This window comes from Rhodococcus sp. IEGM 1366 (assembly GCF_033142425.1).
GTDB classification, from domain to species: Bacteria; Actinomycetota; Actinomycetes; order Mycobacteriales; family Mycobacteriaceae; genus Rhodococcus_F; species Rhodococcus_F globerula.
Genome location: NZ_JAWLRZ010000007.1, coordinates 282,826 through 301,793, shown reverse-complemented (window position 1 = coordinate 301,793; position 18,968 = coordinate 282,826). Strand labels below are relative to the sequence as shown.

Below are 18,968 nucleotides of genomic sequence, written 5' to 3'. Positions count from 1 at the left end.
AGACTAACCAATCTGTTCTGGATCTACCTCGGGATATTTCTGTGGCCAGGCTAGATGAGTGAGCCGCCTGCGCCCACGAAGTTGAACCTGCTCGCCCAGTTCCCACTCGGCCTGCTCCTCCTCGTCCGCAAAATACAGCGCACTCGTCGACGCGAGGACTCTGCTGGGACGGAACTTCGCGAGCTCCGTCAAACGCGAGGCCTCGTTGACCGGGTCGCCGATCACGGTGTACTCGAAACGTTCCGCCGCACCGATATTTCCCGCGACCGCCAAACCTGCGCTCACACCGATACCGATGTCGAGGCCGGTGATCGCGTCGAGCTTGAACCGCAACTCGCGCGCAGCAGCCAGCGCAGCCGTCGGTGCGTCGGGTCGATCGAGGGGAGCGCCAAAGATCGCGAGCGCCGCATCGCCCATGAACTTGTTGACAAAGCCGTGGTGACGGTCGATCACGTCCACGACGATGCGGAAGAATTCGTTGAGCAATTCGACGACCTCGCCAGGCGGACGTTCAGCCGCAGCGCCCGTCGACCCGACCATGTCCACGAACAGAACCGCGACAAAGCGTGTTTCACCGCCCAGTTCCGTACCGAACTGCAAAGCGCGTCGAGCGACGTCCTCGCCGACATGTTGGCCGAACAACTGGCGCAGCAGACGACGTTCGTCCGACTCCTTCATCATGCGGTTGAACCCGACCTGCAGACGCCCGATCTCACTGCCGTCGAACACCTCGACACGAACGTCCGTCGCACCGCGCTGGACCCGCTCGATGGCGCGTCGAAGTTGGCGGATGGGGTCGGAGATCTGGCTGGCCGTCAGCATCGACAGCGCAAATGCCTGCACGATCGCCATGATCGAGATCAACAAGATCGCCCACGCCAACGAGTTGGGTGAGAACTCGAGATCAGTGGTGAGTTGGGTGGCGCACAGCAAGATGATGCCGGCGACGGGCATGAGCGTGCCCAATCCCCACGTCATTGCCAAACGGGTGCCGACGCCTGGAGCCATGGTCCGATCGAATTCGCCCTCGCTCAGTGCGAGTGCAGCGACGGGACGCAGGATTCGCTCGCCGAGCATGTACGTGAACCCGAACGTCGTGGTCGCGGCCATGCAGACGGTGACAATCACCGCGATAGCCAACCCGGGCATCTCGTTGATCGTCAGAATGACGAAGATGATGCCGCCGAGGAACCATAGAACAAGGTGGACGATCGCTTGGCGCAGCGGCGCATGCAGCGCTGCCATCTGCTCACTGCGCGTCGGGGGACCGCCGCGCAATCTCCACCGGATGACCTTGCGGAGCATCATGGCTGCCGCCGTCAGACTGACAACACCGGCAAACGCGAGGTAGATGCCGAACACCGCGAAGTTCCGGACATGATCGGCAACGATCGCGTCGGATTCCTCGATGGGGACGCCGTACCGCACAAAGGCAAAGACCAGCACCGCGCCGATCAGGTTGGCTGCGAGCATCGAAACCATATAGATGGGCCATCGACTGCGGATCGTCACCGCTATCGCTCTGTATGAAGCCCGCACAGCGTTCAATTTAGCTGGCCAGGGTCGAAGTACTGGTATGCGCGTCCCATTTGCGTCTGCCCACGGTTGTCGGCTCCGGCGGTTAGGCTCCCGAAGGGAACGCAGGATAAGGGGAATGCGGAGGGGATTCGGCCCATGAATGAGTTCGAGAATGAGTTCGAGCGGGAATGAACAAGCCCATCACGTCCGACGCGAAGTCGGTTCATCTCGGCGTGCGGATCGCAGCCGAGTGGTCGTGGCGCCTGATCGTGATCTTTGCCGGCTTGGCGGTCCTCGGATACGTCGTGCTGCGGCTCGAGACGGTGCTGATTCCCGTCGGCTTGGCGCTCCTGGCGTCGGCGCTGCTCATTCCGTTCGTAGACCGGATGCAAACGTGGGGCGTGCCGCGATCAGCTGCCGTTGTAGTGGTGTTGCTCGGTGCCCTCGGCATCGTTGCCGGAATCATGACGTTTGTGGTCGAGCAGTTCATCGACGGTCTTCCAGAGCTCACCGATCAATTTGCTGCCAGCGTCACACAAATCCAGAACTGGTTGACCAGCGGCCCGTTCCATTTCAGTGAGGACCAGATTCGCCAAGCGGGCGATTCCGTCGTCAAATCGGTGCAGTCCAATCGCGAAGAACTGACCAGTGGCGCACTGACCACCGCGGCGGTTGTCACCGAGATCTTCACCGGCGCGCTGTTGACCTTCTTCACCCTGATCTTCTTCCTGTACGGCGGAGACCAGATCTGGGAGTTCGTCACCCGGATCGTTCCGCGCGATTCGAGGCGTCGGATCCGGATCGCGGGCGCCGCCGGCTTCGGTTCACTCATCGGATACGTACGTGCAACGGTTGCCGTCGCCGCAGCGGACGCCATCGGTATCGGCGCTGGCCTCGCGATTCTGGGAGTCCCGCTGGCGTTGCCCCTGGCATCGCTGGTGTTCATCGGCGCGTTCATCCCGATCGTCGGTGCTTTTCTCACGGGTTTTCTTGCAGTCCTCGTCGCCCTGGTCACCAAGGGATTCCTGACCGCCCTGATCGTGCTAGGCATCATCATCGGCGTCATGCAGCTCGAAGCGCACGTCATGCAGCCCCTGCTGCTCGGCCGCGCAGTCAGGCTTCACCCGCTGGCCGTGGTTCTCGCGATCACCGCGGGCATCGTCCTTGCCGGGATAGTCGGCGGGCTCCTCGCCGTACCGATCGTCGCGGTCCTCAACACGGCCATCCGCTCACTGCTCGCCGACGATCCCGACGCCGTGTACGCCCAACTGCACGTCGAAGATCCGGAGACACCGCTCTATCCGGCGGAACCCGACGAACCACGAACCGAACCGCGCATCGAAAATCCGATCCCACCCGACCAGGCCACCCACGATGACTGACCCGACCCGCCGACGCCGATTGCACTACCGGCCCACCGTCCGCGAAGCATCCGGAATAGACACCGACCCTGACGCACCGCTGTGGCGGGCCGCGCAGGCCTTTCGGCTGGTCACTCTGGTGTACGCGATCAGCTACCAGTTCGCTTCGGCGTCGGACTACACCAACGCACGTCTGAGTTGGTTCTTCGTCGCGCTCATGGCGGTGTGGTCCGGTGCCTCCGCAGTCATGTTGGCCGCTGAAACGGTCCCACGAAAATATGTCGTACTGGCAGATCAGCTGATCGTCATCGCGCTCATGGCGTCGACGAGGCTTGTGTCAGATCACGAGTGGTACCAAAATCACCAGACCCTACCGACGACGCTCTGGGCCACCAACGCCGTCATCTCGGCGGCGATCCTCGGCGGGCCGTGGCTCGGAATCGCATCAGGCGTTGTCATCTCCTCGGCCAGCGCGATCATCCGGGACCAGATCAATCTTGATCTCTGGCGCGACGCCACAGCCCCCGTCCTCGTATCAGTCGGCTTGGCGCTGGGCCTCGCCACCACCACCGCACGGCGCGCACATCGCCAACTCGAACAAGCCGTGCGCCTCGCCGCAGCCACCGAAGAACGCGAAAGACTCGCCCGTGAAGTCCACGACGGAGTACTCCAAGTTCTTGCGATGGTCCGAAGACGAGGCGCAGCCCTAGGCGGTGAAGCGGCCGAACTCGCAGAACTGGCCGGAGAGCAGGAAGTGGCACTGCGCATGCTCATCTCCGAACAGGGCTCAGGCGCAACCGCCGACACGGGAGGTCAGAGCGTCGACCTGTGCCCACTGCTGACCACTGGGGCGAGTGCGACGGTATCCGTCTCGACACCCGCCGACCCTGTCATCCTCGACCGAGACCGCGCCATCGAACTGGCCGCCATCGTCGACAACGCCCTGTCCAACGCAGCCCTCCACGCCGGCTCAGGCGCCAAGGTGTTCGTACTGCTCGAAGATCTACCGGGCGAGGTCATCGTCAGCATCCGCGACGACGGAGTCGGTATCCCCGACGGCCGGTTGGCCGAAGCCGAAGCCGAAGGCCGCATGGGAGTATCGAAGTCCATTCTCGGACGCGTCGCGCTGCTCGGCGGTACCGCGAGCCTGCACACCGGACCCGGAGAGGGCACAGAATGGGAAATCACGGTGCCGAAGGAAAGTAGTGGAAGTGACTGAGCAACAAGGTGTAGCAGGGGTGTCCGTCATGGTGGTCGACGATCACCCGATGTGGCGAGACGGAGTGTCCCGCGACCTCGAAGCAGCCGGATTCATCGTCGCAGCCACCGCAGACGGCGTCGAGCGTGCCCGAAACCGCGCCGCTGCAGTGACACCGGACGTTGTTCTCATGGACATGCACCTCCCCGACGGAAATGGCGCAGACGCAACCGCAGCCGTGCTCGAAGTTTCGCCCCACAGCAAGATCCTTGTGCTGTCGGCGTCGTCGGAACGCGACGACGTACTGGACGCGATCAAGGCGGGAGCGTCCGGTTACCTGGTCAAGAGTGCTTCCGTCGACGAACTCCTGGGAGCCGTACGCGCAACCTACGACGGGCAAGCCGTCTTCACCCCTGGCCTTGCCGGACTGGTACTCGGTGAATACCGACGCATGTCCACGGCTCCCGCCGACGACCGTGCACCCGAGGTCCCGAAGCTCACCGAACGGGAGACCGAAGTGCTGCGACTGGTCGCGAAAGGGCTCAGCGCCAAGCAGATTGCGACCAGGCTCTCGCTGAGCCACCGAACCGTCGAAAACCACGTACAAGCCACGCTACGCAAACTTCAATTGGCCAACCGCGTCGAGTTGACGCGTTACGCAATCGAGCAGGGTCTTGATTGATATCCGGGAAAGTCTCGATTAACGCTTATCCTGGAAACCATGGAGGCCAGGAATCTACGCGTATCGGATGCAGAACGAGAGCATGTCGGCGAATTGCTGCAGAAAGCCGTCGGTCAGGGGATGCTCTCACTCGGTGAGTTCACCGAACGTATGGACACCGCGCTGGCAGCAAAGACCAGGGGTGAACTCAACGTCGTACTCGCCGATCTCCCGGGCATCACCTTGATCTCGGACTACGAGCCTCCCGCGTATCCCGCGTCGGCCGGCCAGTCCGGTTATCAGTATCCGGCCCCGGGTTACCAGCAGCCGCCGGTTCATCAGCAGGTTCAGTATCCGCAGCCGCAGTCGCAGCCCTATACCGGACAGAGTGGGCCTCCGGCGGCCGGTGCCTACGGCGCAGCCAATGCCGCGATCATCCGCGGACGGATGTCGACAGTGACGCGTAACGGCGCGTGGATCGTCCCGCCGGCCGTTGTGATCGACACTCGAATGTCCAGTGTCACCGTAGATTTCACGCGTGCGGTCATGCAAACACAGATCGTGCATGTCTCGATCAACGACTATGCAAGCTCGATCTCGCTGATCGTCCCCGAAGAAGCCACGGTGGACATGAACGATGTCGAAGCCATCGGTGGCAGCGCTTCCAACAAGGTGCGGTCCGGGCCTCAGATGGGCCCGCTTCACGTAGTGGTGCACGGCAAGGTGCGCTTCGGTAGCGTCACCGCAAAGCATCCCTTCGGAACCACCTTTCGCAAGTTCCTTGGGTCCTAGATCGCCGGCGTGCTCACCGAAAGCCCCTATGCCGGTCGAGTAGTACTACTCATTCAATCGAGGATTGACTGAAGCAAGCTCGGTGTATGACCACACCAAGTTCTCCTGCCGTCGATCCGCGACTGGTGACCGCTCTGTCGGACGAATGCGAAAGCATCGGACGGCAGTTGCGCCACATGGGGCAGAACCTGTCGATTCTGCAGACGCAGCTGACCACGATGCGGCCTGCAGCGCCGGCTGCGGCGCCCGTTCAGGTTCCCGCGTACGTTCCACAGCCGGCCCCGCAGCACGTTGCCCCGCAACCGCAGTACCTGCGCCCGCCAAGTCCGCCGCAGCAACCCAGTGTGCCGTGGCAACCGAGTCCTCCGAAGCAGCCCAGTGTGCCGTGGTGGCAACGTGACGGCGTGATCAGCCGACTCCTCGCGATTGCCGGGGTGGCAGTCACCTTGATCGGTGTTGTCATGCTGTTGGTTCTGGCAGCCCAGGCCGGTTTCTTCGGACCGCCGCTTCGAGTGATCGGCGGAGCAGCCCTGTCCGGTGCCCTGATCTTCGCAGGGTTCCGGGTGTACGGACGCCCGGGCGGCCGGGTGGGAGCAATCGCGCTGGCGGCCACCGGATTTGCCGGTCTCTACCTCGATGTGATGGCAGCGTCGGTCCTGTACGGCTGGATCGTCTCGCCGCTGTCGATGGTGATTGCCTTCGGTATCGCTGCTGCCGGAGTCTCGGTGGCGGTCAGGTGGAACTCCGAACCTCTTGCGCTGCTGATCGTGCTCGGCGCGGCATTGGCAGCCCCCGCCTTGGCCGGCGCACTGACGTTGTCGCTCATCGGTTTTCTTGTTGCTCTCCAAGTGGCAGGGTTCTCCGCTCAACTCGGTCGCGACTGGAAATATCTTGGCATGGCTCGGACAGCGCCGGTTGTGATCGTATTGATCGCAGCAATCATCGGAGTGTCCCTCTTCGATGGAATGCAGGTTGATTCATCGGCATTGACGATCAGTGCTGTTGTTGTCTCCCTGATCGGACTGAGCGGCGCAGTTGCCTTGCAGTGGAAGGGATCACCGTCGCGTGACGGTGTTGGGGGCGCCTGGTCGAGTGCGACGTTCATTGTCGCAACGCTCCCACTGCTGGGAGTCGACGTACTCCTCGGCGATCAGATGGCCGCCCTGCTCTACGGAGTCATGGCTCTGGTCTTCCTGTCCGGTGCTGCAGTCGGCGCGGCATTGTCGACTCACCTGCGCATGGGTATCGCCGGTACCGGTGCAGTGGCTCTGCTGCTGTGCTGTGTTGCCGGGTCGCCGCAGTCGTTGACTGCTGCAGTTCTGCTTGCCATCGCCACCGTCTTCATCGTGATCGCAGGTTCGACCGGATCACGTTTCGTCTGTGCGCTCGGATCCGTCTTTGCCGCAATCGGATTGATCGGATTCCTGGAATCCGCGTCGCCGTCCATGTTGATGACGTCCCGTGCCGCGTCTGCCCATCTCGATGCGCTGACGGCACTCACGAGCCTGACGGCGATCGGAGTGCTCGTGGCATTCGTGTGGGTCATGAGTCGATTGGCATTGGTCTCGGAGAACAACATCGCCGTCGCCTGGGCCATCAGCGGAATGGGTATCCTCTACGCCGCTACCTGCGCACTGGTTGCTTCGGGCATCGAGATATGGGGCGGCACAACAGGGTTTGTGTTCGGCCACAGTGCAGCAACGGTCGTATGGATGCTGGCCGCCACATCCGCACTCGTATTCGGACTGAACAATCGCGAGCACGCACACACGATGCTGGGAACCGGTCTGACGCTGACCTGCGCAGCGCTGGCAAAACTCTTCCTGTTCGATCTCGCCACCTTGAGCGGACTGGTTCGCGGTGTCGCGTTCCTGGTGGTCGGGCTACTGCTCCTGCTTGTCGGGACGCGCTATGCACGCGCCTTCGGCAAGGCGGACCAGATCAACTCCGCTTCTGCCGCGCGATGAGCTCGCTGACGCTCACGGCATTACCGTCGTCGGGGCGGTGGCGTCCGCTGACTGCGTTGCCGGACGACGGACCGTTGGGAGTGGATTCAGACGCCGCGCCGGTGGTGGCCGCTCCGTTACTGCCCGCTCCGTTACTGCCTGCGCCGTTGGTTGAAGCACCATTGGTGCCGGCACCGTTTGTTGCTGCACCGTTTGTTGCTGCACCGTTTGTGGCTGCACCGTTTGTGGCTGCACCGTTGGTCGGTGCCGAAGTGCGGACGGCCGGCAATGGCCTCGATGCAGGTTGCGCCTCACCCGGGGTGCGCAGGTCCGACAACCAGCTTTCGATCGGTCGTTCAGTGGAAGCTGGTGTAGCGGGGGAGGTGCGGCGAGCGGTCGGAGCCGGTGTCGGTGTTGCCGTTGGTTCCGGCTTGGCCGCCTTGTACGTCGGGTTGGGGACCGGTGCTTCGATCAGGTCCTGCGGCGCACCGGCCGGTCGGTCGGTACTGCGGCGGCGGGGTGTCTCGCCGGGCGCGTATGTCCTGGGCGTTGGCGCCTTGACCGACATCTCGCTGAGGGGGATGGGCTCGGTGAGGGGATCGGGTTCGCGCTTGCCCCCGACCGTTGCTGGGGGCGGGAGTACCCGCGACGGCGTCGCAGCTTTTGCCTGCGCTGACTCGGTGATTTTTGCCTGGCCGGGTCCGGCGATCGCGCCGACGGGCGTGAGCTGGGGGACATCGACGAGCGCAAGTTCGTTGTCGAGGATCGGCTCGCCCAGTCCGATCTTCTCCTGGATTCGTTTCATCCAGGCCGGGGCCCACCAGCAGTCGTCGCCGAGCAGTTTCATCGTGGCGGGCACGAGGAACATGCGGATGAGCGTGGCGTCGATGACCAGGGCCGCGATCATGCCGTACGAGATGTACTTCATCATCACCAGTTCGGACAGGCCGAACGCGCCGGTCACCACGATGAGGATCAACGCCGCCGCGGTGATGATGCGGCCGGTGTGCGCTGTTCCGATGCGGATGGATTCGGTGGTGCTCGCACCCTGCGCGCGCGCTTCCACCATTCGTGAGAGCAGGAAGACTTCGTAGTCGGTGGAAAGCCCGTAGACGATCGCGATGATCAACACCAGAACTGGCGACATGATCGGGCCGGGTGTGAAGTTGAGCAGTTCGCTGCCGTGGCCGTCGATGAAGATCCACGTCAAAATGCCCAGCGTCGAACCCAGTCCGAGAGCGCTCATCAGAGCTGCCTTGATCGGCAGGACCAACGATCCGAAGGTCAGGAACATGAGCAGTGTGGTCAGCAAAATGACCGTGACGACCATCAGCGGTAGACGGTCGAGTAGAGCGTCGACGCTGTCCTGCTCGATGGCGGGGGTGCCGCCGACAAGGACCGTCGTGCCTTCCGGCCAGTCCGCGGCGCGGAGGTAGTCGATGGTGGGGCGAGCTTCGTTGCGCTCGGTCAGGCCGGCTTTGAGGACGTTGACGCCGTCCTTGGTGGCCACTTCGGGGGTGAACTTCTCGACCAGGCCCGGTGCGTTGTTGGCGGTCTTCGCTATCTGGCCGAGCGCGGTGTTGTCTGCGCCCTGGATGACCAGACGGACAGGTTCGGTGCGGTTACCCGGGAAGAGTTCGTCGAACTCGGCTTGAGCTACGCGCGTGGGGCTGTCGGGCGGCAGGTACGTCTCGTTGATGCCACCGAACTTGATGCCGGTGAGCGGAATGATCATCAGAAGCAGTGCGGCCACGATCGGAACGGCAACCTTGAGCGGATGCCGCATCACGAACCTGGTGAGGTTGCCCCAGAAGCCGTTTTCGATTTCCTCGTTGGTCTTGGTCTGGCGAAGCCTCTTGAACGTCAACGCATCGATCCGTTTGCCCAGGATTCCGAGGATGGCAGGCAGGATCGTGACGGACGAAATGGCCGCAAGCATGACGGCCGCGATTGCGCCGTACGCAACGGATTTCAGGAAGCCCTGGGGGAACAGCAGAAGGCCGCCGAGGCTGACGGCAACCATGGTCGCCGAGAACATGACAGTGCGGCCTGCGGTCATGACCGTTCTGCGGACCGCCGTCGGCGTCTCGTGCCCTTCGGCGATTTCTTCACGGAAACGACTGACGATGAACAGCCCGTAGTCGATGGCCAGACCCAGCCCGACCAAGGACACCACGGGCGCGACAAACGCGTTGACCTCGGTGAAATTGGTGATCAGACGGATGATGCCGTTGGCACCGATGACGGTCAGGCCGCCCACGATCAGGGGCAGGGCAGCAGCGACGACGCCACCGAACACGAAGAAGAGCAGCACACCGACAGCAGGAATTGCGAGCATTTCCATGCGCTTGATGTCGTTGGCCATCGTGTCGTTCAACGAGTTCGCGACCGGTTGCAGACCGGCCAACTGCACGTTGACACCGTCGATGTAGAACTCGCTCTCGACATCGCGGAAGTTGTTGGACACCGCGGTGTCGTTGTCGCCGGCAATGGCCACGCTGGCAACGGCATGTTGCTTCGTCGGGTCTGCCAAGGCGGCGACGGAAAGTCCGTCACCGACCTTGAAGTACGAACCGTTGATCTTCATGATCTGATCCGGATGGTCCGAGACCAGTCGTTGCAGGCTGTCGATGACCTTCGCTTGGAACTCCGGGTCGTCGACGGTTTTTCCTTCTGGCGCTGTGTACAGCGCCAGAACGTCGCCGGCGGTGCTACGTCCGAACGTGCCGTCGGCGAGCTTTGCAGCCTCGACCGATTGTGACCCCGGATCGTCCCAGCCGCTCTGGCTGAGATGGTCCTGCAGGCTCATGCCGTACGCGGCAAGCCCGAGGAGTCCCGCCACCATGACAGCGATGACGGTGAAGCGGGCACGATAGACGATGCTTCCCCAGCTGGCGAACACTGATCAACTCCTACTCGGCAACACTTTTTCGCCCGATGAGCAGGGCGGAAAGCGGTCGGAACGGCTGCAACCAGGCGCCCTCGTCGGGCAAAGTATCCAGGCTTACCCGCGGCAGAGGCTCGCGGAAGACACCGGGAATGTCCTCGAGATCGACGAAGTCCAGGATGTCGGACGACACAGCCCAGCTGGCGTGCTCGCGGAATCCGAGTACCTGAACCGGAATGCCGGTCGCTGCGATGTCTTCCAACGGTTCGCGGAATGCTTGACCGTCGGCGGACGCGACCATGATTCCGGCCAGTCCCTCGCCGTACCGCAGAGCGATGTGCTCGAGCATGTCTGAATCGACATCGCTGTCCTCATCGACCTTCGGCTTGGCGAACACCGCAAAACCCACGTTACGCAACGCTTCGACCCATGGGCGCACAACGTCGGCGCTGCCCGTGGCGATGTTGGTGAAGACCGTTGCTTCGGGTTCGAGGTTGCCGGATTCACGCGCGGACAGTTCAGCGGTCCGTGACAGCAACCAACGTCCGAGTGCGTCGAATCGTGGCCGGTAGGCAGCGGTAGGTCGGCCGCCGAGGATGGCGCCGAGGCCCATGTCCAGGTTGGGGGCGTCCCACACCAGGAGAACCCGCTTGGGGTGGCGGGAGTCACGACCGAGGTCGAGGGGAGATCCTGACGACTCGAGGTCGTCGGATAACTGTTCGCTGACGCTCATGCTCTGATCTTCCCCCATATAAGCTCGGTAATTGCGCTTCCGACCTTATGGGCCTTGTCTTCGAACTTCGTGACTGGGCGCTCGTGGGTCATCGGTGATTCCCAGTCGAGAGCGCTCAAGAGCGGTTCGGCGTTTCCGGTTTCCTCGATCCACTCCGCGTATTCGGCGTGGTCGGTGGCAACGTGGAGGACTCCGCCTGGCTTGAGGCGATTGGCGATCAACGAGAACGTCGGGGCCTGCAACAGGCGACGCTTGTGATGGCGAGCCTTGGGCCACGGATCCGGGAAGAACACCCGAACACCCGTCAGCGACTCCGGGGCAATCATGTTTTCCAGTACGTCCATCGCGTCACCGCGCAGGACGCGGACGTTCGGGATCTCTTCGCGTTCGACCTGCTGAAGGAGTTGCGCGAGCCCGGGACGGTAGACCTCGATGGCAATGAGATTGACGTGCGGTTCGGCTTTGGCCATCGCAGCGGTCGCGGTTCCGGTGCCCGATCCGATCTCGATGATCAGTGGGGCATCGCGTCCGAACCAGGCGGTCGCGTCGAGGGGAATGTCGGACACATCGGCGCCGATAAGGGGCCACTGGCGGTCCCAGGACTTCTGCTGTGCGTCGGTCAGCGCACCCCTGCGCGAACGGAAACTTGTCACGCGCGGATGGAGACGGGAACCCTTGGAGTCTTCCGTCTCGCCCGCGTTCGGGGTTGGCAGTGCGTGCTGATCGGCTTCGTTCACGCGTCCATTGTCACGCATGACTGCCGTATAGCGCAGACGGGTCTGAAGTTCGAGTTGAGACTTTCTGGGAAAATTCCGGAGAACAGCCCGCGAAATCGGACAGCTGAACGTGAGATGACCTGCCGGGAACAGCCGTGTCGTCGTAAACCTGACAGAATCTGCCCATCACGAAGGGGAACGTGGGGTGGGGATGAACACAGGGGAAAATGTGAAGGTGTGGGCTCGAATTGTGCCCGCAGTCTCACTCGACGACGCTTGCGCGCCGCCGATGGACGAGTTGCGACGGCTTGCCTACCGGTTGATGTCGATCGATCAGCACGCCGCGGAGGCGGTGCATTCGATAGTCGGATCGTTGACAGCACCGCTGCAGGTACTGGTTGCCGGTCGTAGCGGAGTCGGCCGGTCCGCGGTGACCGCGTTGCTCGAGAGTGATGTCTTCGCGAGCCATCGAGTGGGAGGCGCGCCGGTTATTCCGACGGAGACGAGGGCGTTCGACGTGCCCGGTGCGATAGATCCGGATCTGAGTAGTCACTGCGTTGTGGTCGTCGTGGTCGACGCACTCCGAGACGCAGATCGACGCGCGGTCGGCCGCACGTCCGATCACTGCCTTGCCGTTCTGAACAAAGCCGACCACATCGGTGACGGATGGGAGGATGCGCTCACGCGTGCAGCCGAGATTTCCGGTGAGCTCTCCGCCGTCACCGTTCCTCTGGTCGCGTTGACCGGACAAGGTCGAGAGGCGTTCTTCGGTGAGTTGTCGCCGCTACTCGAGATGTGGTGGTGGCGCAGAGTCGACGGAATTCGATCGATACTGGAGCGCGTTGCTGCCGGCGCCGAGGCGGCGGAGGTCGCCGGTGCCCGAGATGAGATCGAACAGTATCTACGGACCGATTCCGGTCTGATCTTTGCCGCGACGGGTGCGCTGGTGCGTCCGGAACTGCGTGGGTTTGTGGCAAGCGCACCGCCTGCGCCGACAACGGTCGAGGAAGCGCGCAGATGCGCTCAGTGGTGGGGCGGGCCGACGCAACGTGAACATCGCGCATGGGCCGACGCGATTTCGCTGGTCCACCGGGCGTACGTCAGGCGGTGGGTGCTTCTCGGCGGTGAGCGAGAGCGGTCGGAGATGAGCGCGTGAGCGATGTAGCTTCCGTGCTGCCGGCGGCGGTCCATCCTGTGGTTCGGAGATGGAACCCAGCTGGGCTCTCTGGTGATGTCGATGTCGCTTGGGCTGATGAATCATCAAGTAATGCAAGTGTTTTCGTTCTCGGTCTGCCGCGATGTGGTCGCGAAGAGGTCGAAAGGCTCCTGAGCGTGGCGGGCCGATACACGAGCGTCGATCATGCAAGCGACGCCATCATCGTGCTGCTGGTGGTCGACGCGGCAAGTGTGATCGGGCGGGAAGAGTTGGAACTGCTCGACGAGTCCGGAGTGGGAGGCTTGCCGTTTGTGGTTGTGATGACCAAGACGGATGTGAACCCGGACTGGGAATCGGTTCGCGACCGCGATCAGCGCATTCTTGCAGATCACAGTGATGTTTACGGTGGGGCGGCAATCATCGTCCTGTCCGAGCATGGCGGTGTCGCACCGTTGTTCCACGCCGTCGACGCAGTTCGTCGACGCGCCGTATCTCAGCCTGGCGGCGGTGTGATCGCGGAAACCCGACGGATGATCGACCTCGAGGTCCGAAACCTGCGCGAGAGCGATCCCGGCGGCGAACTGCGTGCGGAGCGCAGCGAATTACTCACCGACCGTGACGGTCGACGTAGTGAACGACTTGCTCAGATGAGGACCAGGCTCCAGCGCGCGCGAGCCGAACTTTCGCAGCAGATCGCGGACACCACTCGAACGACAGTGGCGTCGGCGCGCCTGTGGATCGACGAGTCCACCCGAAGCGAACTCGACAGTTTGCCGGCACGTCTGCAACACGAAGTCGAGAGCAACACAGTGGCTTTCGACGCTGCGATCACCACAGCAGTCGGAATCGGCGAAACGGGTGTAAGCGTCGCACTCCCACATTTTCCCGACGACCCCGCGACACGGCCGCGTGGTAACGAAGAGCGCATCACCGTGTTGGTCGGTGCCTCGGCGGGGCTCGGTTTGGGGCGGATCGCGGTCATTCCACTGGAGATGGTGCCGGCCCTGGACATCGCGAGCATTCCGGTAACTCTGGTGCTTGGCGCAACTGCGGCGTGGTGGTTGAGCCGCACGAGAGGAGTTGCGGCAGATCGGGCGCACGCTCGTGCGTGGCTGGCGGAAACGATGGCCACCGTCAGAGCGCAATGGGAGCAGCGCGTGCTGAACCGACTCCTTGACGCGGAAGTGGATCTCGGCAGCGCGATCCTGGCGGAGAGCCGAGAGCTGGTTGCGTCGGCGCAAGCGCGAATTGCGGAGATCGATGTCGAGCTCCGAGCACTGGGACAGGCACGTTCCGGACAATTGGCCGCCTGTGAACGTGACCTGGCAATTCTGAACGGTGCCGGGGCCTGAACGAGTTGTCCACAGGCCCGGATTTTTGTCGGTGACTGTCGACGGAAATCTGGTAGTACTGATGCATCTCGGTAGGGGTTGCCGGGAGAAGACACCAGCAAGATCAAGCACAGGGGGAAGTAATGGACGGATTTCTGATCACCGCCGACGTCGTCGACATGGGACGGTTCGACGTGCCGGCAGATCATCTACCGGCAGAGGGCATCGACCCGGCAACGTTCGGACCGGGTACGGGGACTGTCGACGTCGGTGATCTGACGACGACATTCGACGCATTCGATCTCGATGGCGACGGGATCGTCGACAGTCGCGTCGTGTCGCCGGACAACGATGCCGCTGCCATCGTCGTGGTGTCGGATTTCGATCGTGACGGCGCTGCCGACCGCGTGACGATGGTGGAGTCGGACGGAGACTTCGCGGCGTGGGAATGCCACCGAGACACGCACGGTGCGTTGGTGTGGGATCGCATCGATTCTGGCACTGTGTGACACCGAAAATAGGCACTGAGTGACGTACCTGGAGGACTGTTCGCCTTGCGATCCGGGACCGTTTGCCTCTATTCGAAGCCGGGTACGCGTTGTGGATACACCATCTGAATCGTTTCTGTGACATTTCTGACCGCACCCGATTACCTGCAGGTGAACAGCCAGCGTTAACCTCAGTACATAGGACACCCGGCGTCCGTGAAATCCACGTGAGTGGATGACGCGGCTGGACCCCGTCGAGAGGGGGACACCGGGATCAACTGGTATCGGGGAGCTGCAGTTTGCATCCGGTGTCACGAGAACCCGGTTCCGGCTCACCCCAGGAGAGTTTGATGACCTCAGCGACCATTCCCGGTCTCAACGGAACTGACGGCACGCCCCCCACGCAGCACAAGGAACTGCTTGCATGGGTGCAAGAGGTTGCCGAACTCACCCAGCCCGCTCGCGTCGTCTTTGCGGACGGCTCGGACGAAGAGTGGGACCGGCTGACCGACAAGCTGGTCGAGGCAGGCACGTTCACGCGCCTCAACGACGAGAAGAAGCCGAACTCGTTCCTCGGTAATTCCGATCCTTCCGATGTGGCTCGCGTCGAATCGCGCACCTACATCTGCTCGAAGGAAGAAATCGACGCAGGCCCCACCAACAACTGGATGGACCCGTCGGAGATGCGCACCCTCATGGGTGACCTGTACCGCGGTTCCATGCGTGGACGCACCATGTACGTCGTGCCGTTCTGCATGGGTCCCCTCGACGCCGAGGATCCGAAGCTGGGTGTCGAGCTCACGGACTCCGAGTACGTCGTCGTCTCCATGCGCGTCATGACCCGCATGGGCAGCAAGGTTCTCGACAAGCTCGGCACCGACGGATTCTTCGTCAAGGCGCTGCACTCGTTGGGCGCTCCGCTCGCCGATGGCGAAGCCGACGTCGCGTGGCCATGCAACGACACCAAGTACATCACTCACTTCCCCGAGGATCGTGAGATCTGGAGCTTCGGTTCCGGCTACGGCGGAAACGCTCTCCTCGGCAAGAAGTGCTACTCGCTGCGTATCGCTTCGGCAATGGCGCACGACGAGGGCTGGCTGGCCGAGCACATGCTCATCCTCAAGCTGATCTCCCCCGAGGACAAGGCCTACTACATCGCGGCGGCATTCCCGTCCGCCTGTGGCAAGACCAACCTCGCGATGATCCAGCCGACCATCCCCGGATGGCGTGCCGAGACTCTCGGTGACGACATCGCGTGGATGCGTTTCGGTGACGACGGACAGCTGTATGCCGTCAACCCCGAATTCGGTTTCTTCGGCGTGGCACCGGGCACCAACTGGTCCTCGAACCCCAACGCGATGCGCACCATCGACCAGGGCAACACGGTGTTCACCAACGTTGCACTGACCGACGACGGCGACGTCTGGTGGGAAGGCCTCGAAGGCGACCCGCAGCACCTCATCGACTGGAAGGGCAACGAGTGGACGCCTGAATCCGGTACACAGGCCGCTCACCCCAACTCGCGTTACTGCACCCCGATGTCGCAGTGCCCGATCATGGCTCCCGAGTGGGACGACCCGAAGGGCGTGCCGATCTCGGCAATCCTGTTCGGTGGGCGTCGTAAGACGACGGTTCCGCTGGTCACCGAGGCCCGCGACTGGCAGCACGGTGTCTTCATGGGTGCCACGGTCGGCTCTGAGCAGACCGCAGCAGCCGAAGGCCAGGTCGGTACGGTTCGCCGCGACCCGATGGCAATGCTTCCGTTCCTCGGCTACAACGTGGGCGACTACTTCCAGCACTGGATCGACCTCGGCAAGTCTGCCGACGAGTCCAAGCTGCCCAAGGTCTTCTACGTGAACTGGTTCCGCCGCGGCGACGACGGACGCTTCCTGTGGCCAGGCTTCGGCGAGAACTCTCGCGTCCTGAAGTGGATCGTCGAGCGTATCGAGCACAAGGCTGCCGGTATCGACACCCCGATCGGCGTCGTTCCCACGGGATCGGCTCTCGACATCGACGGCTTGGACGTGTCGGACGCCGACATCACCGAGGCCCTCGCCGTGAACATCGACGAGTGGAAGGCCGAGATCCCGCTGATCGAGGAGTGGTTCGACTTCGTCGGCGAGAAGCTGCCCACCGGTATCCGTGACGAGTTCGAAGCTCTGAAGCAGCGTCTGGGCTGATCGAAGACATTTGGACAAAGCGAGCCGCCAACCGGATTATCCGGTTGGCGGCTCGCTTTAATTGCGCGGCCTACAAGTCAGTCAGGCGATTTCGACAGGGATATACGGGTGACGCTCTGCGATGGTCAGCGCGACATCGTCTCGTTCGATCAACGCTCGCGCTGCAGCCGGGATCGCGCTGATGTCGCTCGTCGACGAGACAATCCGAAGGTCGCGTTCTTCGATGGCGCCTTCGATGAGGTTTCGCATGAAGCGGCCGTTGCCTTCCCGGTCGATCAGCGAGCGGGTAGTTCCGTCTGGTGCAGTTTCCGTCGCCGAGCACAGGTGAACTGCGGCTCGACCGAATTCTGTTGTGGCTCCTTGCGACAGTGTGGCGCGGTATTTGGTTCGGGCCATCTTCTCGGCTATCAGAACGAGTTCGTCAGGCGTATACGAGGGGAATCGAATCTGCTTGGCGAATCTGCTTCGTAGACCGGCATTTCGCTCGAGAAATGCATCCATTTCCGCTTCGTATCCGGCAACGATGACAACCAGTCGGTCGCGATGGTTTTCCATGGTTGCAAGTAGAGCGTTGATGACCTTGGTGCCATTCGCGTCGCCACCGATGATGCCATCGTGATAGAGGGAATACGCCTCGTCGATGAAGAGAACGCCGTCGAGCGCCCGTTCGAAGATGTCGCGGGAGCGTTCTTCCGGAGTGCCGTAGCCCGGGGCGAAGAAATCACCTGGTGCAACTTCCACGACCTTGTCGGTTTCGAGGATCCCCAGTCCGAAGTACATTCTGGCGAGGATGCGGGCCACTTCGGTTTTGCCGACCCCGGGTGGGCCGGTGAACACGAGGTGCCGAGATTTTGCGGTGGCAGAGCTCTCCGATTCTCCGGACGAGCGCGCCAGCACTGCTGCTGCCGTGAGTTTATCGACCTCGCGCTTGACTGACGTCAATCCGATCATCGCGTCGAGGTCACGCTTGGACGCTGCAAGTGCGGCCTCCCCGCGCTGTTGTCGGTCGGTGTTGCGCTTGGTGCTTGCGCTGGGTGCGCTCGACGGGTCCCACGGGTCCGTTCGGGCGTCGATCTGTTCGGCTGTGACACGCGTCAGGCGGTAGTCGTTCTTTTGGAGTGCGAGGTTGTTTCCGGCGTCGCCAGGTGATGCCACGTATACCCGTTCGAAAAGTGATCGCGCCGTTGCCTCGTCGCCGAGTTCGCGGGCAATGAGGCCACGAAGGTGACGTGCGTGCTGGGTGGCAACTGGAATAGGTCCGTGCTCGACCAGTCCGAGTTTGCGTTGCGCCTCGTCGAACAGTCCGAGATGCGCGCAGGCCCGCCCGGCCATCAGATTAGCGCCGGCTCTGAGAAAATTATCCGACCACTGTTCGGATCGGGACAGCGTCTGGAGAACCTGTGGCCAACGGTCAGTTGTCGTGAACAGTACGGCGCGAACGTAATTGGTCAGTTCTGTCGGAGTAGGCACGCTGTTCAAGATCGCCAGAGCAGAGTCGTACCTTTTCGCGGTGATGTGATCGGTTGCTGCGCCGGCCCAAATCTCGGTGCCGTTGGAGAGTACGTGGGTGACGTATGTGCCGACGCTGAAACGTGCCTTCAAGCTGCCGGGAGGCGCGCCCACTCGGCGCTGTTCCTGGAACAGACTGGTGTTCGCGGTGCGGAAGAGATTTGCGATCACATGAGAATCGACAAGTCCGGTCGCGGCCAGACCTAACCACCCGTCGCACATGTCCGGATCGATCTCGACTGCATTCTGGAACGCCGCTCGTGCTGCACGCGGATCGACGACTGCACCGCGGACCTGTGCGTATCCGAGCGCGATCATTCCCGCGTCGAACTGTTTACGCGCACGTGCCTGTTCGAACATGTAATTCCCACCCCGTACTCGTCGGTACCGATCTGCACGACGATGCTATCGGGCACCGAGCGAGGTCAATTCACCCCCGACAAGGGTCGGGTAACCAGGCCGGTTTCGGGTGAGATCGGCGACAGTGATGGA

Annotated in this window: 14 protein-coding genes; 9 read left to right on the top strand and 5 right to left on the bottom strand. The window is 62.5% G+C overall.

Translation table 11 applies throughout. From position 1 onward, the window contains the following. Window positions 1-3: 3 nt before the first annotated feature. Window positions 4-1,482 carry an adenylate/guanylate cyclase domain-containing protein gene (locus tag R4P64_RS22330; RefSeq protein ID WP_033231724.1) on the bottom strand — a complete coding sequence of 493 codons (1,479 nt, stop codon included), beginning with the start codon at window positions 1,480-1,482 and terminating at the stop codon, window positions 4-6. 224 nt (window positions 1,483-1,706) lie between these two features. Between R4P64_RS22330 and R4P64_RS22325 the strand changes: the two genes are divergently transcribed. The 5 genes from R4P64_RS22325 (at window position 1,707) to R4P64_RS22305 (ending at window position 7,497) form a co-directional block, all read left to right on the top strand. Continuing rightward, entirely contained in the window at window positions 1,707-2,900 is a 1,194-nt protein-coding gene (locus R4P64_RS22325) for an AI-2E family transporter (protein ID WP_317822770.1), read from the top strand. Then, window positions 2,893-4,098 carry a MacS family sensor histidine kinase gene (macS, locus tag R4P64_RS22320; RefSeq protein WP_033231722.1) on the top strand — a complete coding sequence of 402 codons (1,206 nt, stop codon included), beginning with the start codon at window positions 2,893-2,895 and terminating at the stop codon, window positions 4,096-4,098. Before R4P64_RS22325 ends, macS begins: the two co-directional genes overlap by 8 nt. 28 nt (window positions 4,099-4,126) lie before the next feature. Next, window positions 4,127-4,759: a response regulator gene (locus R4P64_RS22315; protein ID WP_045066679.1), complete on the top strand. Its 633-nt coding sequence runs from the start codon at window positions 4,127-4,129 to the stop codon at window positions 4,757-4,759. Between the two features lie 39 nt (window positions 4,760-4,798). Then, the gene (locus tag R4P64_RS22310; RefSeq protein ID WP_287161345.1) at window positions 4,799-5,530 is read left to right on the top strand and encodes a DUF1707 domain-containing protein; all 732 of its coding nucleotides are present in this window, start codon (window positions 4,799-4,801) and stop codon (window positions 5,528-5,530) included. Window positions 5,531-5,616: 86 nt separating this feature from the next. Then, a complete protein-coding gene (locus R4P64_RS22305) occupies window positions 5,617-7,497 on the top strand; it encodes a DUF2339 domain-containing protein (protein ID WP_317822769.1) in 1,881 nt (626 codons plus the stop codon). On the opposite strand, the gene R4P64_RS22300 is transcribed toward R4P64_RS22305, so the two are convergent. From R4P64_RS22300 to trmB, 3 genes are read right to left on the bottom strand one after another with little or no spacing between them, the layout of a single operon-like run. After that, the gene (locus R4P64_RS22300) at window positions 7,472-10,378 is read right to left on the bottom strand and encodes an MMPL family transporter (RefSeq protein ID WP_317822768.1); all 2,907 of its coding nucleotides are present in this window, start codon (window positions 10,376-10,378) and stop codon (window positions 7,472-7,474) included. The two genes, R4P64_RS22305 and R4P64_RS22300, sit on opposite strands and share 26 nt — an antisense overlap. Window positions 10,379-10,388: 10 nt before the next feature. Continuing rightward, window positions 10,389-11,096 carry an NYN domain-containing protein gene (locus R4P64_RS22295; protein WP_033231717.1) on the bottom strand — a complete coding sequence of 236 codons (708 nt, stop codon included), beginning with the start codon at window positions 11,094-11,096 and terminating at the stop codon, window positions 10,389-10,391. Then, entirely contained in the window at window positions 11,093-11,851 is a 759-nt protein-coding gene (trmB, locus tag R4P64_RS22290; protein WP_394855571.1) for a tRNA (guanosine(46)-N7)-methyltransferase TrmB, read from the bottom strand. Before trmB ends, R4P64_RS22295 begins: the two co-directional genes overlap by 4 nt. A 172-nt stretch (window positions 11,852-12,023) precedes the next feature. Here trmB and R4P64_RS22285 point away from each other — a divergent pair, with 172 nt between their 5' ends. The 4 genes from R4P64_RS22285 (at window position 12,024) to R4P64_RS22270 (ending at window position 16,967) form a co-directional block, all read left to right on the top strand. Beyond that, window positions 12,024-12,968, top strand: coding sequence for a hypothetical protein (locus tag R4P64_RS22285; RefSeq protein ID WP_317541140.1), 945 nt, complete (start codon window positions 12,024-12,026; stop codon window positions 12,966-12,968). Between the two features lie 176 nt (window positions 12,969-13,144). Continuing rightward, complete coding sequence (locus tag R4P64_RS22280; protein ID WP_317822766.1) at window positions 13,145-14,320, top strand: hypothetical protein; 1,176 nt, start codon at window positions 13,145-13,147, stop codon at window positions 14,318-14,320. 122 nt (window positions 14,321-14,442) lie between these two features. After that, entirely contained in the window at window positions 14,443-14,808 is a 366-nt protein-coding gene (locus R4P64_RS22275; RefSeq protein WP_051730283.1) for a DUF6802 family protein, read from the top strand. Window positions 14,809-15,137: 329 nt separating this feature from the next. After that, window positions 15,138-16,967, top strand: a complete 1,830-nt coding sequence (locus tag R4P64_RS22270) for a phosphoenolpyruvate carboxykinase (GTP) (protein WP_033231714.1) — start codon at window positions 15,138-15,140, stop codon at window positions 16,965-16,967. Between the two features lie 81 nt (window positions 16,968-17,048). On the opposite strand, the gene R4P64_RS22265 is transcribed toward R4P64_RS22270, so the two are convergent. Continuing rightward, complete coding sequence (locus tag R4P64_RS22265) at window positions 17,049-18,836, bottom strand: AAA family ATPase (RefSeq protein ID WP_317822765.1); 1,788 nt, start codon at window positions 18,834-18,836, stop codon at window positions 17,049-17,051. Window positions 18,837-18,968: the final 132 nt, after the last annotated feature.